The organism is Chryseobacterium amylolyticum (assembly GCF_051011775.1).
Taxonomy (GTDB): domain Bacteria; phylum Bacteroidota; class Bacteroidia; order Flavobacteriales; family Weeksellaceae; genus Chryseobacterium.
Map to the genome: position 1 here is coordinate 657,154 of NZ_JBPCHX010000002.1, position 23,364 is coordinate 680,517.

The 23,364-nt window shown below is 35.9% G+C and carries 24 protein-coding genes; 20 read left to right on the forward strand and 4 right to left on the reverse strand.

The genetic code is table 11. The annotated features are described in order from the left end of the window. The 10 genes from ACR1PO_RS08130 (at position 1) to ACR1PO_RS08175 (ending at position 9,363) form a co-directional block, all read left to right on the forward strand. Positions 1 to 1,245 (forward strand): glycosyltransferase family 4 protein, encoded by a 1,245-nt coding sequence (locus ACR1PO_RS08130; RefSeq protein WP_433986437.1) that lies wholly within the window; start codon positions 1 to 3, stop codon positions 1,243 to 1,245. 13 nt (positions 1,246 to 1,258) lie between these two features. Next, positions 1,259 to 2,041 carry a methionyl-tRNA formyltransferase gene (locus tag ACR1PO_RS08135; RefSeq protein ID WP_433986438.1) on the forward strand — a complete coding sequence of 261 codons (783 nt, stop codon included), beginning with the start codon at positions 1,259 to 1,261 and terminating at the stop codon, positions 2,039 to 2,041. Continuing rightward, positions 2,038 to 2,883, forward strand: coding sequence for a polysaccharide deacetylase family protein (locus ACR1PO_RS08140; protein ID WP_433986439.1), 846 nt, complete (start codon positions 2,038 to 2,040; stop codon positions 2,881 to 2,883). The genes ACR1PO_RS08135 and ACR1PO_RS08140 overlap by 4 nt, the downstream gene beginning before the upstream one ends. Continuing rightward, entirely contained in the window at positions 2,873 to 3,706 is an 834-nt protein-coding gene (locus ACR1PO_RS08145) for an NAD-dependent epimerase/dehydratase family protein (RefSeq protein WP_433986440.1), read from the forward strand. Before ACR1PO_RS08140 ends, ACR1PO_RS08145 begins: the two co-directional genes overlap by 11 nt. A gap of 38 nt (positions 3,707 to 3,744) precedes the next feature. Beyond that, on the forward strand, positions 3,745 to 4,689 hold the full coding sequence (locus ACR1PO_RS08150) for an MraY family glycosyltransferase (protein WP_433986441.1): 945 nt from the start codon (positions 3,745 to 3,747) through the stop codon (positions 4,687 to 4,689). Between the two features lie 19 nt (positions 4,690 to 4,708). Then, entirely contained in the window at positions 4,709 to 5,254 is a 546-nt protein-coding gene (rfbC, locus tag ACR1PO_RS08155; RefSeq protein ID WP_374465091.1) for a dTDP-4-dehydrorhamnose 3,5-epimerase, read from the forward strand. A 95-nt stretch (positions 5,255 to 5,349) separates the two neighbouring features. Then, complete coding sequence (gene rimO, locus ACR1PO_RS08160; RefSeq protein WP_433986442.1) at positions 5,350 to 6,651, forward strand: 30S ribosomal protein S12 methylthiotransferase RimO; 1,302 nt, start codon at positions 5,350 to 5,352, stop codon at positions 6,649 to 6,651. Between the two features lie 443 nt (positions 6,652 to 7,094). Next, on the forward strand, positions 7,095 to 7,697 hold the full coding sequence (locus tag ACR1PO_RS08165) for a phage tail-like protein (RefSeq protein WP_433986443.1): 603 nt from the start codon (positions 7,095 to 7,097) through the stop codon (positions 7,695 to 7,697). A gap of 33 nt (positions 7,698 to 7,730) precedes the next feature. Continuing rightward, the gene (locus ACR1PO_RS08170) at positions 7,731 to 8,438 is read left to right on the forward strand and encodes a phage tail-like protein (RefSeq protein WP_433986444.1); all 708 of its coding nucleotides are present in this window, start codon (positions 7,731 to 7,733) and stop codon (positions 8,436 to 8,438) included. A gap of 553 nt (positions 8,439 to 8,991) precedes the next feature. Next, a complete protein-coding gene (locus ACR1PO_RS08175; RefSeq protein ID WP_433986445.1) occupies positions 8,992 to 9,363 on the forward strand; it encodes a septal ring lytic transglycosylase RlpA family protein in 372 nt (123 codons plus the stop codon). Between the two features lie 69 nt (positions 9,364 to 9,432). On the opposite strand, the gene ACR1PO_RS08180 is transcribed toward ACR1PO_RS08175, so the two are convergent. The 3 genes from ACR1PO_RS08180 to ACR1PO_RS08190 form a co-directional block, all read right to left on the reverse strand. Continuing rightward, positions 9,433 to 10,197 carry an exodeoxyribonuclease III gene (locus ACR1PO_RS08180; RefSeq protein WP_433986446.1) on the reverse strand — a complete coding sequence of 255 codons (765 nt, stop codon included), beginning with the start codon at positions 10,195 to 10,197 and terminating at the stop codon, positions 9,433 to 9,435. Next, positions 10,197 to 10,487 carry a YciI family protein gene (locus ACR1PO_RS08185; protein ID WP_433986447.1) on the reverse strand — a complete coding sequence of 97 codons (291 nt, stop codon included), beginning with the start codon at positions 10,485 to 10,487 and terminating at the stop codon, positions 10,197 to 10,199. The genes ACR1PO_RS08180 and ACR1PO_RS08185 overlap by 1 nt, the downstream gene beginning before the upstream one ends. 109 nt (positions 10,488 to 10,596) lie before the next feature. Further along, entirely contained in the window at positions 10,597 to 10,770 is a 174-nt protein-coding gene (locus ACR1PO_RS08190; protein WP_433986448.1) for an MliC family protein, read from the reverse strand. 452 nt (positions 10,771 to 11,222) lie between these two features. On the opposite strand from ACR1PO_RS08190, the gene ACR1PO_RS08195 reads away from it, so the two are divergent. Next, complete coding sequence (locus tag ACR1PO_RS08195; RefSeq protein ID WP_433986449.1) at positions 11,223 to 12,896, forward strand: hypothetical protein; 1,674 nt, start codon at positions 11,223 to 11,225, stop codon at positions 12,894 to 12,896. 355 nt (positions 12,897 to 13,251) lie between these two features. Here ACR1PO_RS08195 and porX read toward each other — a convergent pair whose 3' ends face one another. After that, positions 13,252 to 14,796, reverse strand: coding sequence for a T9SS response regulator signal transducer PorX (gene porX, locus ACR1PO_RS08200; RefSeq protein ID WP_002977126.1), 1,545 nt, complete (start codon positions 14,794 to 14,796; stop codon positions 13,252 to 13,254). A gap of 410 nt (positions 14,797 to 15,206) precedes the next feature. Between porX and ACR1PO_RS08205 the strand changes: the two genes are divergently transcribed. The 9 genes from ACR1PO_RS08205 to ACR1PO_RS08245 all read left to right on the forward strand — a co-directional run bounded on the left by ACR1PO_RS08205 (position 15,207) and on the right by ACR1PO_RS08245 (position 23,289). Then, the gene (locus ACR1PO_RS08205) at positions 15,207 to 16,433 is read left to right on the forward strand and encodes an HD domain-containing protein (protein ID WP_433986450.1); all 1,227 of its coding nucleotides are present in this window, start codon (positions 15,207 to 15,209) and stop codon (positions 16,431 to 16,433) included. Between the two features lie 71 nt (positions 16,434 to 16,504). Continuing rightward, positions 16,505 to 17,536, forward strand: a complete 1,032-nt coding sequence (gene lpxD / locus ACR1PO_RS08210; protein ID WP_374465666.1) for a UDP-3-O-(3-hydroxymyristoyl)glucosamine N-acyltransferase — start codon at positions 16,505 to 16,507, stop codon at positions 17,534 to 17,536. Then, positions 17,529 to 18,926, forward strand: coding sequence for a bifunctional UDP-3-O-[3-hydroxymyristoyl] N-acetylglucosamine deacetylase/3-hydroxyacyl-ACP dehydratase (locus tag ACR1PO_RS08215; protein WP_002977133.1), 1,398 nt, complete (start codon positions 17,529 to 17,531; stop codon positions 18,924 to 18,926). Before lpxD ends, ACR1PO_RS08215 begins: the two co-directional genes overlap by 8 nt. Further along, positions 18,927 to 19,721 carry an acyl-ACP--UDP-N-acetylglucosamine O-acyltransferase gene (gene lpxA / locus ACR1PO_RS08220; RefSeq protein ID WP_002977135.1) on the forward strand — a complete coding sequence of 265 codons (795 nt, stop codon included), beginning with the start codon at positions 18,927 to 18,929 and terminating at the stop codon, positions 19,719 to 19,721. It abuts the gene before it with no gap. 22 nt (positions 19,722 to 19,743) lie between these two features. Then, the gene (locus ACR1PO_RS08225) at positions 19,744 to 20,079 is read left to right on the forward strand and encodes a hypothetical protein (RefSeq protein ID WP_332385085.1); all 336 of its coding nucleotides are present in this window, start codon (positions 19,744 to 19,746) and stop codon (positions 20,077 to 20,079) included. A 15-nt stretch (positions 20,080 to 20,094) separates the two neighbouring features. After that, positions 20,095 to 20,661, forward strand: a complete 567-nt coding sequence (gene efp / locus ACR1PO_RS08230) for an elongation factor P (RefSeq protein WP_002977139.1) — start codon at positions 20,095 to 20,097, stop codon at positions 20,659 to 20,661. Between the two features lie 67 nt (positions 20,662 to 20,728). Beyond that, a complete protein-coding gene (locus ACR1PO_RS08235) occupies positions 20,729 to 21,631 on the forward strand; it encodes a UDP-3-O-(3-hydroxymyristoyl)glucosamine N-acyltransferase (RefSeq protein ID WP_433986451.1) in 903 nt (300 codons plus the stop codon). A 90-nt stretch (positions 21,632 to 21,721) separates the two neighbouring features. After that, on the forward strand, positions 21,722 to 22,594 hold the full coding sequence (gene sucD, locus ACR1PO_RS08240; protein WP_034735515.1) for a succinate--CoA ligase subunit alpha: 873 nt from the start codon (positions 21,722 to 21,724) through the stop codon (positions 22,592 to 22,594). Positions 22,595 to 22,617: 23 nt separating this feature from the next. Further along, positions 22,618 to 23,289: a porin family protein gene (locus tag ACR1PO_RS08245; protein ID WP_433986452.1), complete on the forward strand. Its 672-nt coding sequence runs from the start codon at positions 22,618 to 22,620 to the stop codon at positions 23,287 to 23,289. Positions 23,290 to 23,364: the final 75 nt, after the last annotated feature.

Sequence of the window (23,364 nt, forward strand, 5' to 3'; positions counted from 1 at the left end):
ATGGCTAAAAAAGTACTCATCCACAGTATTGTTTTTGCTCCTGATGCTGTTTCTACCGCTTATCTTTATAATGATATTGCATATAATTTAAAAAAGAACGGCTTTGAAGTAGAAGTTCTTTCAACAATGCCGCATTATAACAAGGTTGATCAGGGCAAAACAAAATTTAAAAAAAGATTTCTAGGCCTTTATTATTCCAGTAATTATAAAGGTATCAAAGTATATCATGTGCCTCAGAAAAAATATGAGAGTGTTCTTTTAAGAGGCTTTATTATGATTTACTGGCATTTGCTATCTTTTTTTCTTGGAATGCGAATTAAAAATGTTGATGTTATTATCAGCCCTTCACCACCTCTTACTATTGCAGTAGTATCTATTGCATTGGCAAAACTAAAAAAGGCGAAGTTTATCTATAACGTTCAGGAAATTTATCCCGACTTTTTTGTGAACCAGGGTAAAATGAAATCTCAGTTTGTTTTAAATATTCTTAAAAAGCTTGAAAAGTTTGTTTATAAACACTCAGATTCATTGGTAACGATTGATCAGAATTTTAAAAATACATTGATTCCAAGAGTTGAGAACCCTGATAAGATTGAGATTATTGCTAATTTTGTAGATACGGAACTTTATCATCCAATAGAACATCCGGTAGTTGACGCTCAATTATTTCCCGTTAGCGATAATTTGAAAGTAATGTATGCCGGAAATATTGGTTTTGCCCAGGATTGGATTCCACTTATAGAAATTGCAAAAAAAACAAAAGCAATGCCTGTCAGTTATTTTGTTATTGGAGATGGAGCCTGTAGATCATGGCTTAAGGCACAAATTGAAACACATAAACTGGATAATATAAGTTTAATTGATTATCAGGCGAGAGAGACGATACCTCATATGATTAATTATGCAGATCTGCATTTTATTTTTATGAATAAAAAATTGGAAAAAGATGGTCTTCCCTCCAAAGTCTATACAATTATGGCCTGTAAAAAACCTTTACTGGTAATCAGTAATAAGAATACACCTCTATATGATCTGCTGGAAAATACAGATGCTGCGTTTTTGATTGAAAATTCGTCGAATAATGTTAATGAAGAATTGTTTAATGTACTGCAGGACGCCTTGAATCACAGAAATAAGCTAAAACAAATGGGGGAGAAAGGATTTAATATGGTACAAAAAGATTATACCAAAGAAAAGGTTACTGAAAAATATTATAAACACATCAATAGTATAATAAATAATTAATCAAAAAACAACGATGAAAATAATAATTATTACTCAGGAGGATTCCTTTGTTGTTCCCAAAAATATTGAAAAGATTCTGCGTCTGGAAAACGTAGAACTTTTAAAAGTAGTGGATATAGATTCTAATTACAGTCTCGTTAACAAGAAATCCTACTTTATTAAAGGTTTTGGATTACTGCAGACTGTAAAAATGGGCCTGAAAGTAATCTCGGCAAAAGTCTTGAATAGTATCGATATCTCTACCTCTTACAAACTTGCTATCAAACCCAAAAGTCTGAAAGCGGTTTCGGGACGATACAATATACAATTTGAAAGGATAAAAAATCCTAATTCAGCAGAATTTTTAGAAGAAGTAAAAACTTTACAGCCGGACCTTATTGTGTCCTACTCTGCACCTGTGGTATTTAAAGAACCTTTATTGAAGATTCCTAAACACGGATGTATCAATTTGCACTGTTCATACTTACCTCAATATGCAGGAGTAATGCCCAGCTTCTGGACACTGTACAAAAAAGAAAAAACAACAGGAGCTACAGTACATTATATGGATTCAAAAATTGACAATGGTGCCATCTTAAAACAACAGGAAATCCAGATTTCGCCTAATGAAACTATGTTTTCCTTAATTTTAAAAAGCAAAGAAATCGGTGGAAATCTAATGTGTGAAACCATTCGTGATATTCAAAATTCTAATGTCAGAATTAAAGAGAATTTTGCTGAGAAAGGCAGTTATTTTACCTGGCCTACGATTGACCAATTTCAGGACTTTACTAAAAACGGAGGAAAATTAATATGAATAAGTATGCTGTGCTTAGTATGGATGTGGAAGAATGGTATCATCTGGACTATTTTACAAAAGAAGAATGTGAGTTGAGTCAGTCAACTTTAGATGGATTAGATATTTACCTGGATATTTTAGATCAATATGATATTAAAACTACCTTTTTTATTGTAGGAGAACTTGTAGAAGTTTTAAAAGATAAAATTAAATACATAAAATCTAAAGGACATGAAATCTGTCTTCATTCATATGCCCATAAAAGACCTCTTCAGCTTAGTCTTGATGGGTTTAGAGAAGACACAATAAAAGGGATTGATTCGTTCAGAGAATTTACAGGACTTGAAGTAGATGGATACAGAGCTCCATGTTTTAGTTTAGACAGGCCCCGGCTGGAGATTTTAAGGGAATTGGGATTCTCATTTGACTCCAGTAAAATAAAATTTGATGCCCATGACTTATATGGAAGTATTAATCTCGATGATTTTGAGGAATTTCACCCAACAATATATAAAAAAGAATCATTTTATGAGTTTGAGGCTTCTACTGTAGAAGTGCTGGGAAAAAATCTGCCGGTTTCAGGTGGAGGATATTTAAGAATTTTTCCCTGGGCACTGACGAAAATGCTCCTGAAAAAATATTTTAAAAAAAATCAACATTATTTCTTTTATATCCACCCATTTGAATTTTCTAAAAATTATAATATTACTGTTCCGGAAAATACAGATTTTAAAACAAGAATCAGATTTAATCAGGGAAGGAAGAGCGTTGAAAATAAAATGCATAAACTGATTAAATTGTTGAAAGAGAATAACTATAAGTTTGTTACATTTAACCAAATTATAAAAAATGAAGGCTAAGTTGCTTTTGACAGGAGCAAGCGGATTTATAGGCTCACAAATATATAAAGCGCTGAAAGAAGACTTTGATGTTACTGCTATTTCTTCTTCTTTGGGAGCGGAATATACAACGCTTAATCTTTTGAATGAAAATGACTGCAAAAATTTTTTCAGAAATAAAAAGTTTGATTTTATTATTCATGCAGCAGCAATAGCCCACGGCAAAAATAAAAATGATATAATGAAGGTGGGGGAAGCCAATATTGTAATGACAAAAAATATTTTTGATTCTCTTGATGTAAAAAATACAAAGGTTATTTTTTTAAGTTCGGTTTCGGTATACAGCTTCAAAAACAAGAAAGAAATAATTTCAGTAAAGGATCAGCCATTACCGGTTACAGAATATGGAAAAAGTAAATTGATATGTGAAAATTTGTTAAAAGAGAAAAAACCTGTATCATTGCATATTTTACGGTTGACCCCTGTTTATACAGAAAATAATTTAAAAGATTTAGGAAAAAGAGTCTTCCTGCCTGTATTGAAGTTCCCTTTCATTACAAAGCAAGCAAGAACTTATTCATTATGTCACGTTGATGTGGTAGTTAATGAAGTAATCAATTCGATGAATGCAGATCAGGACTCATTAAAGATTGTAAAAGATTCTGAAGATCATACTCAGGAAGAACTGTTGTCATTTTTTAAAATTGAAAAACCACAAATGATTATTAATCAAAGTATTGTAAAACCATTGTTTTTTGTATTAAGATTAATCCCCGTTTCGAAGTCGAATATTATAAGGGATATGTTTACTAAGTTATTTTATTCGGCCGTATATATTAATTAATTTTACTTTTGATGAAAGAATTTATTTATTTAGTGATAATGTTATTACTTTTTTGGGCTGAATTGATTTATTTCAAAATAGCTGATCAGTATAATATTATAGATAAGCCTAACCATAGAAGCGCCCATACGCAGGTTACTTTAAGAGGCGGGGGAATTATATTTCCAATTGCTTTCATACTTTTTAGCCTTTTCAATTTTTGTGAAGCAGTTAAAGATTACTGGGCTTTTGGTTTAGGAATGCTTGCTATCTGTACCATTAGTTTTATAGATGATGTTAAGCCATTATCAAATAAAATAAGACTTACGGTTCAGTTTATTTCTGTTGTTTTACTTTTGGACTTTGTCAATGCATTCGCTTTGATGCCGTTCTGGATATGGCCCATCATGTTTATTGTGATTGTGGGAACCTTGAATGCCTATAACTTTATGGACGGAATCAATGGTATGACAGGGTTATACAGCTTGGTTACAATTTGTTCTCTTATTTATATTAATAGGAATATTTTTCAATTTACCGATAATAAATTTATATACTATGCGGCTCTGGCATGTATTGTATTTCTTTTTTTCAATTTTAGGAAAAAGGCAAAATGTTTTGCAGGAGACGTTGGGAGTATGGGAATTGGTTTCTGGATAATAGGGCTTATTACTTTACTGATCATGAAAACTCAGGATTATAAATACATACTATTATTATCTGTTTACGGAATTGAAGTCGTTCTGACAATCATTGAAAGAATTATGCTGAAAGAAAATATTTTTGAAGCACACAGGAGACATCTGTATCAGCTTCTTGCCAATGAGAAAAAAATTCCCCATTTATTAATAAGTTTTGTATATTCCTTTTTCCAACTGCTAATAACTGTTTTTTTAATACATTCCTCTTCCCCGTTATGGATCGTTGCTCTCATTGTGTTTTTACCTGTTGGAGGACTGTATCTGTTATTAAAATGGAGCATTAAGAAACAATATAATCTCTAAACTTTTTTAGAAATAAATTATGAAAATTAAAGAAACACCGCTTAAAGACTGCTACATCATAGAGCCTACTATATTTGAAGATGAAAGAGGCTACTTCTTTGAAAAGTTCAACGAAAAAAAATTCGAGGAACTTACCGGAATGAACGGGCACTTTGTACAGGATAACATTTCTAAATCTTCTTATGGAGTATTGAGAGGATTGCACCTTCAGAAAGGAGAGCATGCCCAGGCGAAATTAGTTTCCTGTCTTGAAGGAAGTGTTTGGGATGTGGCTGTAGACCTTAGAGAAGATTCTCCTACATTCGGTAAATGGTTTGGAATAGAGCTTACCGCTGAAAATAAATTACAGCTGTATGTACCGAGAGGTTTCGGACATGGTTTTTCTGTATTGAGTACCCATGCGGTATTTTCTTATAAATGTGATAATTTTTATAACAAAGAATCAGAAGGCAGCGTAAAATTCAATGATCCTGATCTTAATATCGACTGGAAGCTGGATGAAAAAGATGCCATACTTTCAGAAAAAGACCGGAATGCTCCTGGATTTAAAGAAAAAAACTTCTAAAGTATATTCCTGAAAACCACTTTTATAAAGTGGTTTTTATTTTTTAATTCTAACTCTCTAATATTTTGTATCTTTGCAGACTCAAAATCAAAACGATGCGTACAAAATCTGTAGGGAAGAAGAAAATCAATGTAGTCACTCTTGGATGTTCCAAGAATGTATATGATTCTGAAGTATTAATGAGCCAGCTGAAAGCCAATGGCAAAGAAGTGGTTCATGAAGACCGTGGGGACATTGTTGTGATCAATACCTGCGGATTTATTGATAATGCAAAGGAAGAATCTATCAATACTATTCTTGATTATGTTGAGGCTAAAAACAGAGGTGAGGTTGAGAAAGTATTTGTTACCGGATGTTTATCCGAAAGATATAAACCGGACCTGATAAAAGAAATTCCGGATGTAGATCAGTATTTCGGGACAAGAGACCTTCCGGTACTCTTAAAACATCTTGGAGCAGATTATAAACATGAGCTGGTAGGAGAAAGATTAACGACAACACCGAAACATTACGCATACCTTAAAATTTCTGAAGGCTGTGACAGGCCGTGTTCTTTCTGTGCTATTCCATTGATGAGAGGAGGACATGTTTCAACCCCTATCGAAAAACTGGTTTCAGAAGCTCAGAAACTGGCAAAAAAAGGAACAAAGGAATTAATTCTTATTGCCCAGGACCTTACTTACTATGGTCTGGATCTTTACAAAAAAAGAGCATTGGGAGATCTTTTAAAAGAACTGGTAAAAGTAGAAGGAGTAGAATGGATTCGTCTTCACTATGCTTTCCCAAGCGGTTTCCCGGAAGATGTTCTTGATATTATCCGTGAAGAGCCTAAAGTATGTAATTATATAGATATTCCTCTTCAGCACATCAATTCAGATTTGTTGAAATCAATGAAGAGAGGAACTACCCATGAAAAAACTGATGCTCTTTTAGGAAAATTCAGAGAAAAGGTTCCAGATATGGCAATCAGAACAACGCTTATTGTTGGATATCCGGGAGAAACAGAAGAAAGATTCCAGGAGCTTAAAGACTGGGTAAGAGAGCAGAAATTTGACAGATTGGGATGCTTTACCTATTCTCATGAGGAGAATACAACTGCTTATGTTTTGGAAGACGATATTCCACAGGAGGTAAAAGAGGCAAGAGTAGAAGAAATTATGGAATTGCAGTCTCAGATTTCTTGGGAAAAGAACCAGGAAAAAGTAGGCAAAGTATTCAGATGTATTTTCGACCGTAAAGAAGGGAATTATTTCATCGGAAGAACAGAGTATGATTCACCGGATGTGGATAATACAGTTCTAGTTTCTGCAGAAGATACTTACATTTCTATCGGTGAATTTGCGGATGTCAAAATAACTTCCGCTGAGGAGTTTGACTTATATGGAGAATTGGTATAGTTAAATGCTTATTAATCATTTGAAAATAAGGCCGGTGGAATTAATTTATTAATTAAAATTAACATAGAATTTTTTCGGCAGCTTATTCTTATGATTCTGAAAATCAGATAATTAATATTATATATAATTAAGAATTTTTAATTTTTTATTTATAAAGCATATAAAATCAAAAATTATATCTTAAATTTGCGCAGGAAGCAATATTTTTAAATGATGTACTTTCAACAAGTTAATCATTAAAATGAGACTAAAAGTCTATTGAAATAATTATTTGATCGTTTTAGTTTCATTTATAATATTCACAAGTTGGGATACATGTTCCTTTTTGGAAATATTGATGAAAAAATGTAATTAAAAATCTTTAAAAACTTATGAAAAAATTTTTATTAACAGCAACTATGCTTGTTGGCCTTTCGGCCCTTTCTAAGGCTCAAGAGGGGCGAGTGGGGATTAACACAACCACACCAGCCGCAACCCTAGATGTAGTAGCAAATACTACTGATAATGCTAGACCTGACGCCTTATTAGTCCCTCGTTTGACAAGAGCACAATTATTGGCTAAAGATGCAGCTTATACTGCTGCCCAAAATGGAGCACTTGCTTTTGTTACTACAATTGATGGTACAGCAACTCCTAAAACAACCAATGTTACTACAACAGGTTTTTATTATTATGATGCCCCAAATTCAGTATGGAAAGGTGTAGGTGGGGGAACATCTACTCCTAATTTCCAGATTCAAAAGGGAAGACTTCATTCAGCTAACGCTCCTATTGTATGGGCTTCTGATGACTATTCTGTTGTTACAACAGCAATGGGAGGAACAAGCCAGTTATTACTACCTAACGCAACAGGATTACCTCTTAACTCTGTAAGATGTGTGTCTGCTAACGGACCTGGAAATGTGGGATGGGATCCTGCAGCAGTTGCTGGTGCTACAAGACCTATTAACAATTTACCAAGTACAATTACTTCAGGAGGATCTTTCTGCTTTATTGTAGTTGATCAGGCAGGTACAAATGTTTGGGCTATGCTTTCCGGTAGATAATAGAATTTAGTTGTAATATTTAATTTAAAACAAATGAAAAAAATAATATTTGCGCTTTTTATAGCTTCAGGTACATTAGTAAGTGCTCAGGTTTTATCCAATGGTGCTATTGCCAATCAGTTCCCAAATGAGAATGTATTTTTAGATGCTTCTACAAATAACAATGCTACAGTTAGTGATGGTAAAGGTTTATTATTCCCTTCCACTGATTTAACTCAATTTACTTTTAAAACGGCTAGTCTTGATGGGATTAACTTTCCGTCTGCTTACGATGGTATGGTAGTCTATAATACTGCTACTGGTAATACTGTAACAGGAAATGGCGTAGTAACTGCTGTAGTTCCGGGATTTTATTACTTTTCAAACCCTGGTCAGTCTACAAGTGTAGCTTCAGGTAGATGGGTACCTGTGGGAGGAACAAGTAAAGTAACGATCGGTACTGCTGAGACAACAACTAATACTATTATTAATACTACAACTGGAGACAAGCAGCTTTATGCTATTAAAGGAACTTTTACGGCAAGTGGTACTTCTACAGCTGTAAATATCCCAGCTCCTACTGGAATGTCTGCAATGTACGGAATTACGATCTATAAAGCTGGTACAAATACAGTATATGATAGAAGCCTGTATTCTTATACAATTGCTACAACTGCAGGTAATGCAATTACTGGTTCTCCAAGCATGTCTGTGGTTTATCCTTCCGGAACATATGATTATGTACTGGAATATTTAAAATAGAAAAGTATTAATTACATAATGAAAACCAATGAGAAATCATTGGTTTTTTATTTTTTATAGAGGAGCGTTCTTTTTACTTATTTGATATAAAATAATTTGATTTGATTTGATTTTTCAGTTATAATATTATATGATTAGATCAACCCAAAAATTTAACAATATATCAGGCTGTTAAAATTTTCTTCAGAATAATGACATAGCTGGCTTAAACAGGTTCTGAAAGTCGTTTTCTTACATTTATAATTTAAGAATTTTAATTTCAAAATGTATTTTTTTAATTCGGCTCTTAACATTGCTTGTTTTTTAATCTGCTGATTATCAGGTTGTTTTAAATTGTGTTTTTTTAAATTATGCATGAATTAGTTAATTATATTAACTTTTTAAATCTTTTTTTAACATTTTTTAACAGTATAGCTTAAAATCCCTATTTATAGGGTGTTGCAAGGATTGTTAACATTTTATTAGTGTTTTGTTAACTGTTTTTAACGTATGGAGTAGGGTTTTATAAAGATTCCTGATACATTTGCTCCGTCAAAACCAATAAAAGTTCAAAATGATGAAAAGATTCATTCTCGTAATCATAATGATGATTTCAACCCTGGGTGTTTACTCTTTTACGAATAACACCTTAGATGCGAAAAAAACAAGTTATGCATCGTACTACCACGATAAATTTAACGGTAGAAAAACCGCTAGCGGAGAAATCTTTGATAATTCAAAGTTTACTGCAGCAAACAGAACGCTTCCATTTGGAACAAACGTTAAGGTAACAAACCTTAGAAATGGTAAAGAAGTAATAGTGAGAATTAATGACAGAGGACCTTACCATTCATCAAGATCTTTAGACATGTCTAAAGCAGCGTTCGATGAGATCGGAGATATCAATCGTGGTACCATTCCGGTCGAATATGAAATTGTCGATTAAATTTTATGATTTAAATTAAAAAAAGCCAGCTGAGTCAGCTGGCTTTTTGTATGGGCAATATCTGTTTGATTATAGGTCCAGTTCCAATAAGGCAGGACAATGATCAGAATGTACAGCTTCCTTTAAAATAACGGCTCTGCTGAGCTTATCTTTTAAACTATAGGAAGTGAAGTTATAATCCAGTCTCCAGCCTTTATTCCTTTCCCTTGAGTTTTGTCTGTAGCTCCACCAAGTGTAATTATCGGGTTCATTGTTGAAGAACCTGAAACTGTCAATAAGTTCACATTCATTAATGAAATTGGTCATCCATTCCCTTTCCATAGGAAGGAATCCTGAAACATTTTTCAGCCCAACCGGATTGTGAATATCAATAGCCTCGTGGCAGATATTGAAATCACCCGATATAATCAGGTTGGGGATTTCTTTTTTTAAATTCTTGATGTATTCAAGGAAATCATAGCAGAACTGCATTTTAAAATCCAGTCTTTCAATATTGGATGCGGAAGGTACATATACAGAAATAGCGGAATAGCCGTCAAAATCTGCGCGGATGATTCTTCCTTCATTATCATAGCTTTCTATCCCACAGCCATACTCTACATGGCTGGGTTTTATTTTTGAAGCAATTCCGACTCCGCTGTAACCTTTTCTTACTGCCGAGTGCCAATAACTATGGTATCCTAATTTTTCAAGGCTTTCGATGTCAATCTGGTCGTTTCCGGCTTTGCTTTCCTGAATACAGATGATGTCCGGATCTGCAGTCTTCAGCCAGCCCAGAAAATCTTTTGTGAAAGCTGCCCTGATTCCATTGACATTGTAGGTAATTAATCTCATTAGTTTTCTATAAAAATTTTAAAGTTTTCATTATACTTTGACGGGATAAATTCTGTGATAGTGTAGTCAGCAACTCCATGAATATAAAAAGGATCTTCAGAGATGATCTGCTCTGCTTCTTTTTTAGACTCTGCGTTGGTGATAATAATCCCTCCCGTTCTGGGTTCTTTTCTTCCCGAGGCAATAAAACGCCCGGCTTTATAATGTTTGTCAAGGAAAATATTATGCTGTGGAATAAGCTGTTCTACCTTTTCAATAGAACTTTTATAAGTAAGCGAAATAATAAACATGATTTATTTTTTACGAAGATATGAACTATAAAAAAGAGGCGGAAATAAAAAAGCCGGTTTTGAATTTCAAAGCTGACTTTTTATAGTTTAAGTAAGTGATTTTATTTTTTTAAAACTGTTTTACCATCTTTTGTAAGCCTATTTCTTTGCCCTTACCTCTTAGCTCATAATGATCATGCCTGTACCATATTCCTGATGCGGGTTTTTGTCCCTGCAGTTCAATTGTTTTATTATTGAAAACTACTGTAGCTGTATTTTTGGTATTATTGAAAGTCATATCCAACGTTTTTCCACTGCTGTCTTTTGAAGTACTTTTTACAATTTCATCCTGAGCTCCTGAACAGCTGCTGAATCTGACAGCTTAGAAGCAACAAGATTATATTTATTAAGGTTGTCTTCTGGTATACAGAATGAGTGCCTTAAAATAAAAGTAAATCCATTAGCTATGATAGCAATATCGTTCCTTCTCTCCGGATTACAATACTAAATGAATAGTTGTGCGGTAAATATATTTACAAATTTCTATGAAACAGAATGAAACAAGCATAGCTCATTCACTACAGTCTATTTAGATTTAATACTATATTATTCATTATTTATTCCTACAATTAATAATTTTTCACAGACCGGATTTATTGGATATTTGCAGAGCAAAAACTGAAAGTAAATCAGAAAATTTTTTGTAATAGATCTCCGAGGATGAAATTATCTAATTAAAAAATACCAGTTTATACCATGTTTAAATATATAGTACTTCTGGTAACAGGGACATCCTATATTCCTATTAACGGGCAGGTAGGAGTCAATAATCCATCTCCTAACGTTACGTTGGAAATTACCGCAAAGAAAACAGATGGCAGCCGTCCTGAAGGAGTGATTTATACCTGCCTATCGGGAGACGCACTTTATGATGCCGGCCAAAATGGAGTGTATGGCCAGAAGCAGGATGGAGCGATGACTTTTGTGACGGCTGCTCCTTTACCAGAAAAAAGGGTGGGACAGACCATTGATATCGATGCCCGTGGATATTATTATTATGATTATCCTGCCAATAAATGGATTAAAATGCATGGTTTCAATACGGCTGCTGCCGCAGCAACTACCCTTAATTGTACTGAAGTTACAAGAATAGGAAACCTTAGGTATGGAATCGCTACATCAGGAGTGAGCTTTGAACTTCCCTACAGCGGAGGAAACGGATCAAATTATAATGCACAGGAAATCGTATCCACAGGAGTTATGGGGCTTAAAGCTACTTTGCCTGCCGGTACCATTGCTGTTGGCAGTGGCAAGCTTACCTTTACCATAAGCGGAACACCAGATCGTGCAGGAACTGCAACCTTTCCCATTGATTTTGGAGGAAAGCATTGCGAAATTACAATGGTGGTAGCCAATCCTAACCCAGTAGCGACAGGTCTCAATTGTGCTGGAGTAATTAAACGAGGTTACCTTACCGAAGAGATCGCAGCGTCCGGAGTGAGTTTTGAACTTCCTTACAGCGGAGGAAACGGAGCAGATTATAGTATGCAGGAAATCGTATCTGCGGGAGTTATGGGGCTTAAGGCTACCTTACCTGCCGGCACTATGGCTGTTGGCAATGGTAAGCTTACCTTTATCATAAGCGGTACACCACAACCCAACAGCACAGGCGTCGCAAAGTTCCTGATTAATTTTGCAGGCAAGAGTTGTGAAATCAGCCTAAATGTATGGTTGAATGCAAGACTGGGGCATCTCAATTGCAAGAACATCGCTATTACAGGTACTTTGACCGCAGGAGTCGCAGCATCAGCCGTAAGTGTCAGTCTTCCATATGTAATGGGTGATGCAGGAAACGCCGGAACTTACAAAGGGGAAAGCATACCTTCTACAGGAGTGACCGGACTTACAGCTACATTAGCCGATGGCTTGATTTATCAGGCGCAGAATCTTCCCTATTGGGGAGATTTCACCTATACCATAAGCGGAACACCTGCAGGTGCGGGAATAGCCAACTTTCCGATCACTGTTGCAGGACAAAGCTGTACAATGGCTGTTCCGGTAGGAAATCCTAATACTACTGCTGAAGTGAGCAATCTTAATTGTACAGGATCAGTTATAACTGGTACTATTACTGATGGAATTCCCGTTGCCGCAGGAGTGAAATTCGAAATTCCTTATAGTGGAGGGAATGGAAAAAGTTATCCCGAGCAAAGTATTCTATCTTCTACTATTGTGCTTTATCCTCAGGGGCTTACTGCCAAATTAGCTGCCGGCACAATTGCGGCAAACGGGATTCTTACTTATACCATAACTGGAACAACATTAATTTCAAGGCCTCTCGTCGGTAATTTTTTTCCGGTTAATTTCGGAGGAAAAAATTGTCGGGTTCCTTTTACGGTAACCCCGAGGCGGCCTGGAGATGGCTTCTGATGTTGGACTTTATCCTCAAGGACTTACTGCCAAATTAGCTGCCGCACAATTGCGACAAACGGGATTCTTACTTATACCAACTGGAACAACATTATCTTTAAGGCCTGTCATCGGTAATTCTTCCCTGTTAATTTCGGAGGGAAAAATTGCCGGGTTTATGTTTCGGTAAGCCGGAGGCGGCCAGGAGATGTTTATAACCTGACAAAGAATGAAGATAAACCCGATGGCTACTCTTTGAGCGTTCCGTAAACCCTTAGAAGTTTTCTAAGCATCCTTGTACTTTATAAAAAAAGCGGAAAAAATCGCAAGATTTTTTCCGCCTTTAAACCCAAAATTAAATAAACTATGAAAAAAACTACTTGGGTTCTAAAATACTGATAGGAATAATACACTCTTCCAGTGAAATTCCCCCATGCTGATAAGTTTCTTTATAGTAATTAACAAAATGATTGTAATTCTTAGGATAAGCCAGGAAAGTATTGTTTTTAGCAAAAATATACTTCGAGCTCAGGTTTCCTTTTGGAAGGAAAAGTTTTTCAGGGTTGGTAATTGCCCATACATCACTGTCGTCATATGTTAAGCTTTTACCGGTTTTATATCTGATATTGGTAGAGGTTTCTCTGTCTCCCACCACTTTACTTGGTTTTTTTACGTACACCGTTCCATGGTCAGTTGTAATGACCAGTTTGTACCCGTTTTCTGCAGCGGCTTTTATAATCTTCATTAATGAAGAGTTTTCAAACCAGTTGAAAGTAAGGGAACGGAAAGTCTTATCATCACGGATCAGCTGATCTACAATATGGTTGTCTGTTTTCGCATGGGAAAGGATATCAATAAAGTTGTAAACAATTACCAGCAGGTCATTATTTTTATGCTGGTTAAAATCATCATAGATCTTTCTTTCAAAATCCGCATTCAGTACTTTAAGGTATTTCATAGATTTTGATCCAAGACCAATTCTCTTCATCTGATCCTCAAGAAAATCACGCTCAAACTCATTTTTGTTTCCTTCTTCATTGTCGTTAAACCATTTGTCCGGGAAACGTTTTTCAATTTCAGATGGCATTAATCCTGCAAAGAAAGAATTTCTTGCATACTGTGTTGCCGTAGGAAGGATACTGTAATAATAGTCTTCCGATATTTTATTGTAATATTTTGTAAATAAAGGTTCGATAACCTTCCACTGATCATAGCGAAGATTGTCTACCATCAGAAGAAGAACTTTTTCTTTTTCAACTTCAGGTTTTACTTTCTCCTTGAAAAGCGTGTGGCTCATCATCGGTTTATCTGAATCTGTAAGCCAGTTTTCATAATTCTTCTCAATAAACTTTGCAAACTGAATATTGGCTTCTTCTTTCTGAGACTGCAGCAGATCGGCAAATTCATTATCTGCCACTTTATCAAACTTGATTTCCCAGCTCAGGATTTTTTTATAGTATTCAGCCCATTCCTGATACGTTCTCAAATAAGAAAGTTCCATAGAAAGGTTTCTGAATTCTTGCTGGTACTGTAAAATAGTTTTCTGTTCAACAAGATTATCCTGCTGAAGGTTTTTCTTTAAGGAAAGTAATATCTGATTAGGATTTACAGGCTTTAATATATAGTCGGCAATCTGGGAACCGATAGCCTCTTCCATAATGTGTTCTTCTTCGCTTTTGGTAACCATAACGATTTTTAAGGCATTATCTTTTTCCTTAATCATAGGAATGGCCTCCAGACCGGAGATCCCTGGCATATTTTCGTCAATTAACGTTAAAGCGAATTTCTCTGAATCCATAAGTTCCAAAGCCTCGTTCACATTGTTAACAGGCGTTACCTGGTAACCTTTCTTTTCTAAAAATACGATATGAGGTTTAAGTAAATCTATTTCATCATCAATCCATAATATCTTTTCTGACATAATTTATTTTTTACATGGTTATTGTATCAAAATGTTGACCAAATCCTTTTAAAATCTCACAAAATCGAAATATTAAAAGTTAAATATTAGTTAAATGGAAATACTAGGGTTGATTTCACATTTTGCCCCATTTAATCACGGGTTTGTAAATACTTCAAAGCCTTCCAATACTTTATCTTTATTAAGGATCGTGCTTTCTCTCAAAGGTAATCCTTTAATACAAGAGCTGCAAACCGTTTGTAAAGAAAATCTGAATTGATGGGTAAATAACTCAGAAAATTTTTATGGCTGCCTGAAGATGTTTGGTTAAATACAAAGTATTAGGGATGCTTGGCGCAATTTTTTAATGGTAATTTAATAAAAGGCTCAATTTTAAAATGCCTAACTTTGTTTACTAATATTGAAGTTCAATGCAGAATAAGCTAAAAATCATCAACGATCCTGTTCACGGATTTATCAAAATTCCACACGAAATTTTATTTGATATCATTGAGCATCCTTATTTTCAAAGGTTGAGGAGAATCGGGCAGACCGGTCTTTTGAACCTGATATTTCCCGGCGCTACCCATACAAGATTTCACCATGCTCTGGGAGCAATGCATTTAATGTTTACAGCCCTGGAAACACTAAAACAGAAAGGAGTGAAGATTTCTGAAGAGGAGGAAAAAGGAGCGATGCTGGCTATTCTGATGCATGATATTGGTCATGGTCCGTTTTCCCATGCGCTGGAAAGTATGCTGATGGACGACTGGCACCATGAAACTCTTTCTTTACTGCTGATGAATAAGCTGAATGAAGAGTTTAAAGGACAGCTTTCCATGGCTATTGAAATGTTTCAGGGAAAATACCACAGAAAGTTTTTCAACCAGCTGATCTCTTCCCAGCTGGATGTTGACCGTCTGGATTACCTTAAAAGAGACAGCTTTTTTACCGGAGTATCTGAAGGAAATATTAATACCCAAAGAATAATTTCTATGATGAATGTCTGTGAAGAAGGCGAGCTGGTAATTGATGCAAAAGGAATTTATTCCATTGAAAATTTCCTGACTGCCAGAATGTTTATGTACTGGCAGGTGTATTATCATAAAACGTCGGCTTTGGCAGAGTTTCTTTTGGTGAAAATCCTTGAAAGAGCAAAATATCTGGTTTCCCAGGGTATAGAACTCCCTGCAACCGATAATCTCAGATATTTTTTATATCGGGAAAAAAGTGCTGCAACGGATGAAGATATAGAAAGATTTACCAGACTTGATGACAATGACGTGATTCAGGCAATGAAAGAATGGCAGCATTCAGATGATTTTGTGTTGTCATACTGGTGTAAATGTGTAATTCAGAGAAATTTGCCTAAAACTATTATTTCGTCACATCCGTTTGACCAGAAAATAATTGATGAAAAAATAAAAAAGAGCAATGAATTTTTCGGAATCAATAATGGTAATGAATTGGTTCATGAAATTAAAAGAAAACTGCTCCCTTATCATGCCGAGAAACAGCCGATCTATCTGCTGCAAAAAAATGGTAAAAGAACAAGGCTGCATGAGTCAGAGGATCAGCTTTTATCAGGGTTGATGGTGAATAAGACAACCCGCTATATCCTTATGTTTCCAAGAGATATCTCCGGAATGGATTCTTAAAGAATATTAAAATTTACGATCTGAAACTAAAACGTGTTTGCAAATTATAGAATTTCTTATCTTTGCAGAATATGGAATTCACAGCTTCGCAAATTGCAAGTTTTATTGACGGAAAAATAATAGGTGACGAGAATGCGCTTATTACAGGAGTTTCACCAATTGAAAATGGGGAATCAGGACATCTTTCTTTTATAGCACAAGATCGGTTTTCTCATTTTTTGGATAGCTCAAAATGTTCTGTTATCATCGTTTCGGAAAAACTTCTGGAGAAAAATCATTATAATCCTACCCTAATCGTTGTAAAAGATGCCTATCTTTCTTTTCAGATTCTGATGAATTTATATCAGGAAATGCAGGGGAGAAAAGAAGGTATTGAAAATGGTTCTTCCATTCACGATACAGCTGTCATAGGAGATAAGGCCTATATCGGAGCATTTACTTATGTTTCCGAGAAAGCCAAAATAGGGGAAGGGTCACAGATCTATCCGCATGTATATATAGGAAAAGGAGTAAAAATCGGTAAAAACTGTAAGATAGACAGTGGTGCCAGGATTTATGACTATTGTATTATCGGGGATAACTGTGTAATTCATTCGAATACGGTAATTGGCGGAGACGGATTTGGTTTCCAGCCAACAGCCGAAGGCTTCAAAAAAATACCGCAGCTTGGGAATGTTATTATTGAAGACGATGTTGAAATCGGTTCAAACTGTAGTATTGACAGGGCTACAATAGGTTCTACCATTATCGGTAAAGGAACCAAAATTGATAACCTTATTCAGATTGCCCACAATGTGAAAATTGGTCAGAACAACGTAATTGCAGCCCAGGCAGGAATTGCAGGTTCTACCACAATTGGTGACTGGAACCAGATTGGCGGCCAGGTAGGCGTTGTAGGACATATTAAAATAGGAAATCAGGTAAAAATCCAGGCTCAGAGCGGTGTAAATTCCAGTGTTAACGACAGGGAAACATTGTATGGTTCGCCGGCAATCAGTTATAATGACTATTTGAGAAGCTATGTTCATTTCAGAAACCTGCCTGGAATAGTAAGTAGAATAAATAATCTTGAGAATAACTCAAAAGATAATACTAATGAGTGATATGCAAAAAACACTTCAGCAAGAGGTAACTCTTTCTGGAATTGGTCTTCACACGGGTAAAGAAGTAAAACTTACCATTAAACCTGCCAAAGAGAATACAGGTTTTGTTTTTGTAAGAACAGACTTGGAGGGACATCCTCAGGTAGAAGCAGATGTAAATTATGTTGTAGCAACAGAAAGAGGAACTACATTAGAAAAATTAGGGGTAAAAATTACCACTTGCGAACACCTTTTAGCAGCCCTTGTTGGTTGTGATATTGATAACGCAATCTTAGAAATGGATGCCTCTGAACCTCCTATTTTGGATGGATCTTCAAAATACTTTGTGGAAGCTATCGAAAGTGTTGGAGTTGCAGAACAGAGCGTAGCAAGAGAGTATCTTGTTGTAAAAGAAGTTCTTACTTACAGTGATCCGGCTACAGGTTCGGAAATCACAATCATTCCTTCAGATACTTATGAAGTAACTACAATGGTAGATTTTGGGACTAAAGTATTAGGGACTCAAAATGCCACTCTTAAAAATATTTCAGAATTTAAAGACGAAATCTCATCAGCAAGAACATTCAGCTTCCTGCACGAGTTGGAAATGCTTTTAGATCACGGTTTGATCAAAGGTGGAGATATTTCCAATGCCATCGTATATGTAGATAAAGATCTTACTCCTGAAACTACAGAAAAATTAAAGAAAGCCTTTGGAAAAGATAATGTATCCATCAGACCAAACGGTATTCTTGACAATCTTAATTTAAACTATCCTAACGAAGCTGCTAGACACAAATTACTGGACGTAATCGGTGACCTTGCTTTGGCAGGTGTAAAAATAAAAGGTAAAGTTATCGCAAACAAGCCTGGGCACTATGTGAATACTCAGTTTGCGAAAAAACTAAACCGCCAGTGGAAATTGCAGAAAAAGAAAAACGTTCCGGATTTTGACCTTACCAAGGAGCCGGTATTCGATATCAACGGAATCATGAAGCTTATGCCTCACAGACCTCCGTTCTTATTGATTGATAAAGTTCTTGAACTTTCAGACTCACATGTAGTAGGCCTGAAAAATGTGACAATGAATGAGCCGTTCTTCGTTGGACATTTCCCTAAAGAACCTGTAATGCCTGGAGTTCTTCAGGTAGAAGCATTAGCACAGACAGGAGGAATTCTTGTACTGGCCAGCGTTCCGGATCCTGAAAACTACTCTACCTATTTCATCAAAATTGATAAGGTGAAATTCAAAAGAAAAGTAATTCCGGGAGATACGCTGATATTCAAAATTGAATTAATAGAGCCTATCAGAAGAGGAATTGTTCATATGCAGGGGTATGGATATGTAGGAGACACTGTAGCAGTAGAAGCAGAGCTTATGGCTCAAGTTGCAAAAAATAAAGTTGATTAAATGATTCATCAATTAGCAGCCGTTGATAAACGTGCGAAAATCAGCAAAAATGTAATCGTAGAACCTTTCACTACCATTGCAGGGGACGTAGAAATTGGAGAAGGAACATGGATTGGTCCGAATGTTACCATCATGGATGGAGCAAGAATAGGGAAAAACTGCAGGATTTTTCCCGGGACAGTAATCTCTGCAATTCCTCAGGATCTGAAGTTTGACGGTGAAGATACCCAGGTGATTATCGGTGATGATACAACCATCAGAGAGTGCGTTACCGTAAACAGAGGGACAAAGGCTCTGGGATATACTAAGATAGGTGCTAACTGCCTTATTATGGCTACTTCGCATATAGCCCATGATTGTGTTATCGGAGATCACGTTATCATTGTAAACGGTTGCGGTATTGCAGGACATGTGGAGATCGGAGATTATACGGTAATGGGAGGATTATCAGCCGTTCACCAGTTTGGTAAAATCGGAAAGCACGTAATGATTTCCGGAGGTACTTTGGTGAGAAAAGATATCCCGCCTTATGTAAAAGTAGCAAGAGAACCTATGTCTTATGCAGGGATCAATTCTGTTGGTTTAAGAAGAAGAGGATTTACCAATGAGAAAATCTTCGAAATCCAGAAAATCTACAGAGCTATTTTCCAGATGAAGATGAACGTTTCTCAGGCTATTTCACATATTGAAAAAGAAATGCTTCCAACGGCTGAAAGGGATGAAATCTTACAGTTTATTCAAAATTCACCAAGAGGTATTGTAAAAGGGTACGGTACCGGAAAGGACAGGGAATAATGTAACCTAATACTATCAGACAATGAAAAGCTTAATTCTACTTACTGCACTTTCTGCGACATCTTTTTTGTTCGGACAACAGACAGAAAAAACTGAAACAGTAAAAAAAGAAAAGCCTTTTACCATAGAAAGAAAGCTTTCCGGAGAGTCTAATGATAGTATTGCAAAGAATAATTTAAAGGGTATTCTGAAACAGAAAAATACAGGAAATTCCATTTTCGGAACAGCCGATCAGTATAAATCTGATATTCAGATGAATGTAAACAGATTGAATAACAATGTGAATACGTTCAATAATAATATATTTAACAGAATGATGCCTCAGGGGCAGGGAATACAGTTTAATAAAAGAAAATAAATATTTACATAATTAATGGCAACAAGTAACGATATCAGAAAAGGGCTGTGCATAGAGTATAGCAATGATATTTATAAAGTAATCGAGTTTCTTCACGTAAAACCGGGAAAAGGACCTGCTTTCGTAAGAACAAAATTAAAGTCAGTAACTAATGGTAAAGTAATTGATAATACTTTCTCAGCTGGACACAAAATTGATGAAGTAAAAGTAATCACCAGAAAATTCCAGTATCTGTATGATGATGAGAACGGATTCCACTTTATGAACAATGATGATTTCTCTCAGCTATACATCAACAAAGAAATGATTGAGAACTCTCAGTTTATGAAAGCTGGTGAAGAAGTAACCATTATTCTGAAAGAAGCTGATGAGACTCCGCTTTCTGCTGAACTTCCACAGTCTGTATACCTTGATGTTATTGAAGCTGATCCGGGAGTAAAAGGAAACACTGCAACAAACGCTCTTAAAAACGCAATCGTTGAAACCGGAGCAAGAGTAATGGTTCCTTTGTTCATTGAACCGGGAGACAGAATTAAAGTAAGCACTGAAGACGGAAGCTACTTAGAAAGAGTAAAAGAATAAATAAAATTTACATAAATTCGGTTTGCATCAGCACTCCGAATTTTGTTTTATAAGAAAATCTATTGTTATGAGATTCCATTCTCCGCAAAAGCTTAAAACCATTGCAGATTTAATAGGCTCAGCATTTGTAGGGCCTGAAGATTTTGAAGTATTGGGAACCAATGAAATTCACATGGTAAAACCAGGTGATATCGTTTTTGTGAATCACCCTAAATATTATGACAAAGCATTAAACTCGGCAGCGACTATTATTTTAATTGATAAAGAAGTAGAATGCCCGGAAGGCAAAGCGCTTTTGGTTTCTGAGGATCCTTTCAGGGACTTTAATAAAATCAATACTCATTTCACCAGAATATATAACTTTACAGAAGAACTTCACGATGTTGAAATAGGAGAAGGAACAAAAATTCATCCTTCTGCAGTAATTGGAAACAATGTGAAAATTGGAAAAAATACCCTTATTTTTCCAAATGTTGTTATTGGAGACCGTACGGAAATCGGTGATAATGTGATCATCCAGTCCAATACCGTTTTAGGAGGTGATGCATTTTATTACAGAAAATTAAACGGAAATTTTGACCGACTGATTTCTGTTGGAAATGTTGTTATTGAAAACAACGTGGAAATCGGAAACGGCTGTACCATTGACAGAGGAGTTACAGACTCAACCATCATTGGAGAAGGCTCCGTTTTGGATAACCAGATTCAGATAGGACATGATACCGTTATCGGAAAAAAATGTCTGATTGCTTCTCAGGTGGGAATTGCAGGTTGCTGCATCATCGGTGATGAAGTGACATTATGGGGGCAGGTAGGAATTGCTTCCGGCAATAAAATTGAGTCTGGATCAGTGCTTTTGGGAAAAACAGGAGTCAACAGAGATCTGGAAAAAGGAACCTATATCGGGATGTTTGCAGAAGATTTCAAGACTTATCTGAAAAAAGAAGTAAAGCTGAGAAATCTCAAATAAACAATTCCAAAGGTTTTATCCGAAATCAAAGAAATTTAAGTAAATTTGTGAGCATTAATAAAATAATAAATAAATTAAAACAACAATAAAATGTCAATTTTAGTAAACAAAGATTCTAAAGTAATTGTACAAGGATTTACAGGGAACGAAGGAACTTTCCATGCTGGTCAGATGATTGAATACGGAACAAACGTAGTAGGTGGTGTTACTCCGGGAAAAGGAGGTAGCGAGCACTTGGGAAAACCGGTATTCAATACAGTAGCTGACGCTGTTGAAAAAGCAGGAGCAAACGTAAGTATCATTTTCGTACCACCGGCATTTGCAGCAGACGCTATTATGGAAGCTGCTGAAGCAGGAATCAAAGTAATTGTATGTATTACTGAAGGTATTCCTGTAGCTGATATGGTAAAAGTAAAATCTTATATCGCTGACAGAGACTGCAGATTAATCGGACCAAACTGCCCTGGAATCATTACTTCTGAAGAAGCTAAAATTGGTATTATGCCAGGTTTCGTTTTCAAAAAAGGAAAAGTAGGTATCGTTTCAAAATCAGGTACTCTTACTTACGAAGCTGCTGATCAGGTTGTAAGAGCAGGTTACGGTATTTCTACTGCAATCGGTATCGGTGGTGACCCAATCATCGGAACTACTACCAGAGAAGCATTAGAACTGTTTATCAACGATCCTGAAACTGAAGCTGTTGTAATGATCGGTGAAATCGGTGGAGGTCTTGAAGCTGAAGCTGCTAGATGGTACAAAGCAAGCGGATCTACTAAGCCGGTTGTAGGTTTCATTGCCGGACAAACGGCTCCGAAAGGAAGAACAATGGGACACGCTGGTGCTATCGTAGGTGGTGCTGAAGATACAGCTCAGGCAAAAATGGAAATCATGAGAGAAAACGGTATCAACGTAGTAGATTCTCCAGCTGATATCGGTGCTACTGTAGCAAAAGTTCTAGGATAACATAAAAATTAAAATCACAGCATATGAAAAAACTTTTATTAGCCTCAACTTTGACCCTTTCTGCTTTATCTTTTGCACAAGTGCAATGGAATAACACAAGATTCGGTGTTACAGGAGGTTTAAACTACTCCAGAGTATCCAATGCCCATAACCCTTCAGGGCCGAGATATACTTTCCAGGCTGGAGCTTTGGCAATGATTCCCGTAGGAAAGGCTAACCAGTTCTTTATTCAACCTGAAGTTCAGTACTATGGTGCAGGAGAAACAGGAAAAGATAAAGATGCTAAAGGAGTAAGCGGTTATGATGCAGTATATGCAAATAACTACCTGAGCGTGCCTCTTTATTTCAAAGGATATTTTTCTGAAGCAGAATCAGAATTCTTTGGATTGATAGGACCAAGATTTAACTTTTTGCTAAGTCAGAACGTTAAAGATGTTCCTGTAAGCAGACCTTATTATGACCCGGATGTTACCGATCCTAATCAGCCGGCAGGCGTAAACGGAAAGGCAAACAGCTTTAACTGGGGACTAGGACTGGGAGTAGGATATAGCTACAAAAGACAACTGGAGGTCGCTTTAAAATATGACTTAGGTCTGGGAGACACTTATCCTGGTCTTGCTAAAGAAACCAAAGGTACTGATAAGAAAAAATCAGAGCAGGTAATTGCCCTTACTTTAAGCTATATATTCAAATAGAAATATTTCAGAATAAAAAAATCCCGGAAACGAAGTTTCCGGGATTTTTATTTTATATATCTTTTGGACAATCGA

What these genes read in the sequence shown, in the direction of transcription:
- ACR1PO_RS08130 (WP_433986437.1), top strand. Translation starts at nt 1, where the DNA reads ATGGCTAAAAAAGTACTCATCCACAGTATTGTTTTTGCTCCTGATGCT.
- ACR1PO_RS08135 (WP_433986438.1), top strand. Translation starts at nt 1,259, where the DNA reads ATGAAAATAATAATTATTACTCAGGAGGATTCCTTTGTTGTTCCCAAA.
- ACR1PO_RS08140 (WP_433986439.1), top strand. Translation starts at nt 2,038, where the DNA reads ATGAATAAGTATGCTGTGCTTAGTATGGATGTGGAAGAATGGTATCAT.
- ACR1PO_RS08145 (WP_433986440.1), top strand. Translation starts at nt 2,873, where the DNA reads ATGAAGGCTAAGTTGCTTTTGACAGGAGCAAGCGGATTTATAGGCTCA.
- ACR1PO_RS08150 (WP_433986441.1), top strand. Translation starts at nt 3,745, where the DNA reads ATGTTATTACTTTTTTGGGCTGAATTGATTTATTTCAAAATAGCTGAT.
- rfbC (WP_374465091.1), top strand. Translation starts at nt 4,709, where the DNA reads ATGAAAATTAAAGAAACACCGCTTAAAGACTGCTACATCATAGAGCCT.
- rimO (WP_433986442.1), top strand. Translation starts at nt 5,350, where the DNA reads ATGCGTACAAAATCTGTAGGGAAGAAGAAAATCAATGTAGTCACTCTT.
- ACR1PO_RS08170 (WP_433986444.1), top strand. Translation starts at nt 7,731, where the DNA reads ATGAAAAAAATAATATTTGCGCTTTTTATAGCTTCAGGTACATTAGTA.
- ACR1PO_RS08175 (WP_433986445.1), top strand. Translation starts at nt 8,992, where the DNA reads ATGATGAAAAGATTCATTCTCGTAATCATAATGATGATTTCAACCCTG.
- ACR1PO_RS08180 (WP_433986446.1), bottom strand. Translation starts at nt 10,197, where the DNA reads ATGAGATTAATTACCTACAATGTCAATGGAATCAGGGCAGCTTTCACA.
- ACR1PO_RS08185 (WP_433986447.1), bottom strand. Translation starts at nt 10,487, where the DNA reads ATGTTTATTATTTCGCTTACTTATAAAAGTTCTATTGAAAAGGTAGAA.
- ACR1PO_RS08195 (WP_433986449.1), top strand. Translation starts at nt 11,223, where the DNA reads ATGTTTAAATATATAGTACTTCTGGTAACAGGGACATCCTATATTCCT.
- porX (WP_002977126.1), bottom strand. Translation starts at nt 14,796, where the DNA reads ATGTCAGAAAAGATATTATGGATTGATGATGAAATAGATTTACTTAAA.
- ACR1PO_RS08205 (WP_433986450.1), top strand. Translation starts at nt 15,207, where the DNA reads ATGCAGAATAAGCTAAAAATCATCAACGATCCTGTTCACGGATTTATC.
- lpxD (WP_374465666.1), top strand. Translation starts at nt 16,505, where the DNA reads ATGGAATTCACAGCTTCGCAAATTGCAAGTTTTATTGACGGAAAAATA.
- ACR1PO_RS08215 (WP_002977133.1), top strand. Translation starts at nt 17,529, where the DNA reads ATGAGTGATATGCAAAAAACACTTCAGCAAGAGGTAACTCTTTCTGGA.
- lpxA (WP_002977135.1), top strand. Translation starts at nt 18,927, where the DNA reads ATGATTCATCAATTAGCAGCCGTTGATAAACGTGCGAAAATCAGCAAA.
- ACR1PO_RS08225 (WP_332385085.1), top strand. Translation starts at nt 19,744, where the DNA reads ATGAAAAGCTTAATTCTACTTACTGCACTTTCTGCGACATCTTTTTTG.
- efp (WP_002977139.1), top strand. Translation starts at nt 20,095, where the DNA reads ATGGCAACAAGTAACGATATCAGAAAAGGGCTGTGCATAGAGTATAGC.
- ACR1PO_RS08235 (WP_433986451.1), top strand. Translation starts at nt 20,729, where the DNA reads ATGAGATTCCATTCTCCGCAAAAGCTTAAAACCATTGCAGATTTAATA.
- sucD (WP_034735515.1), top strand. Translation starts at nt 21,722, where the DNA reads ATGTCAATTTTAGTAAACAAAGATTCTAAAGTAATTGTACAAGGATTT.
- ACR1PO_RS08245 (WP_433986452.1), top strand. Translation starts at nt 22,618, where the DNA reads ATGAAAAAACTTTTATTAGCCTCAACTTTGACCCTTTCTGCTTTATCT.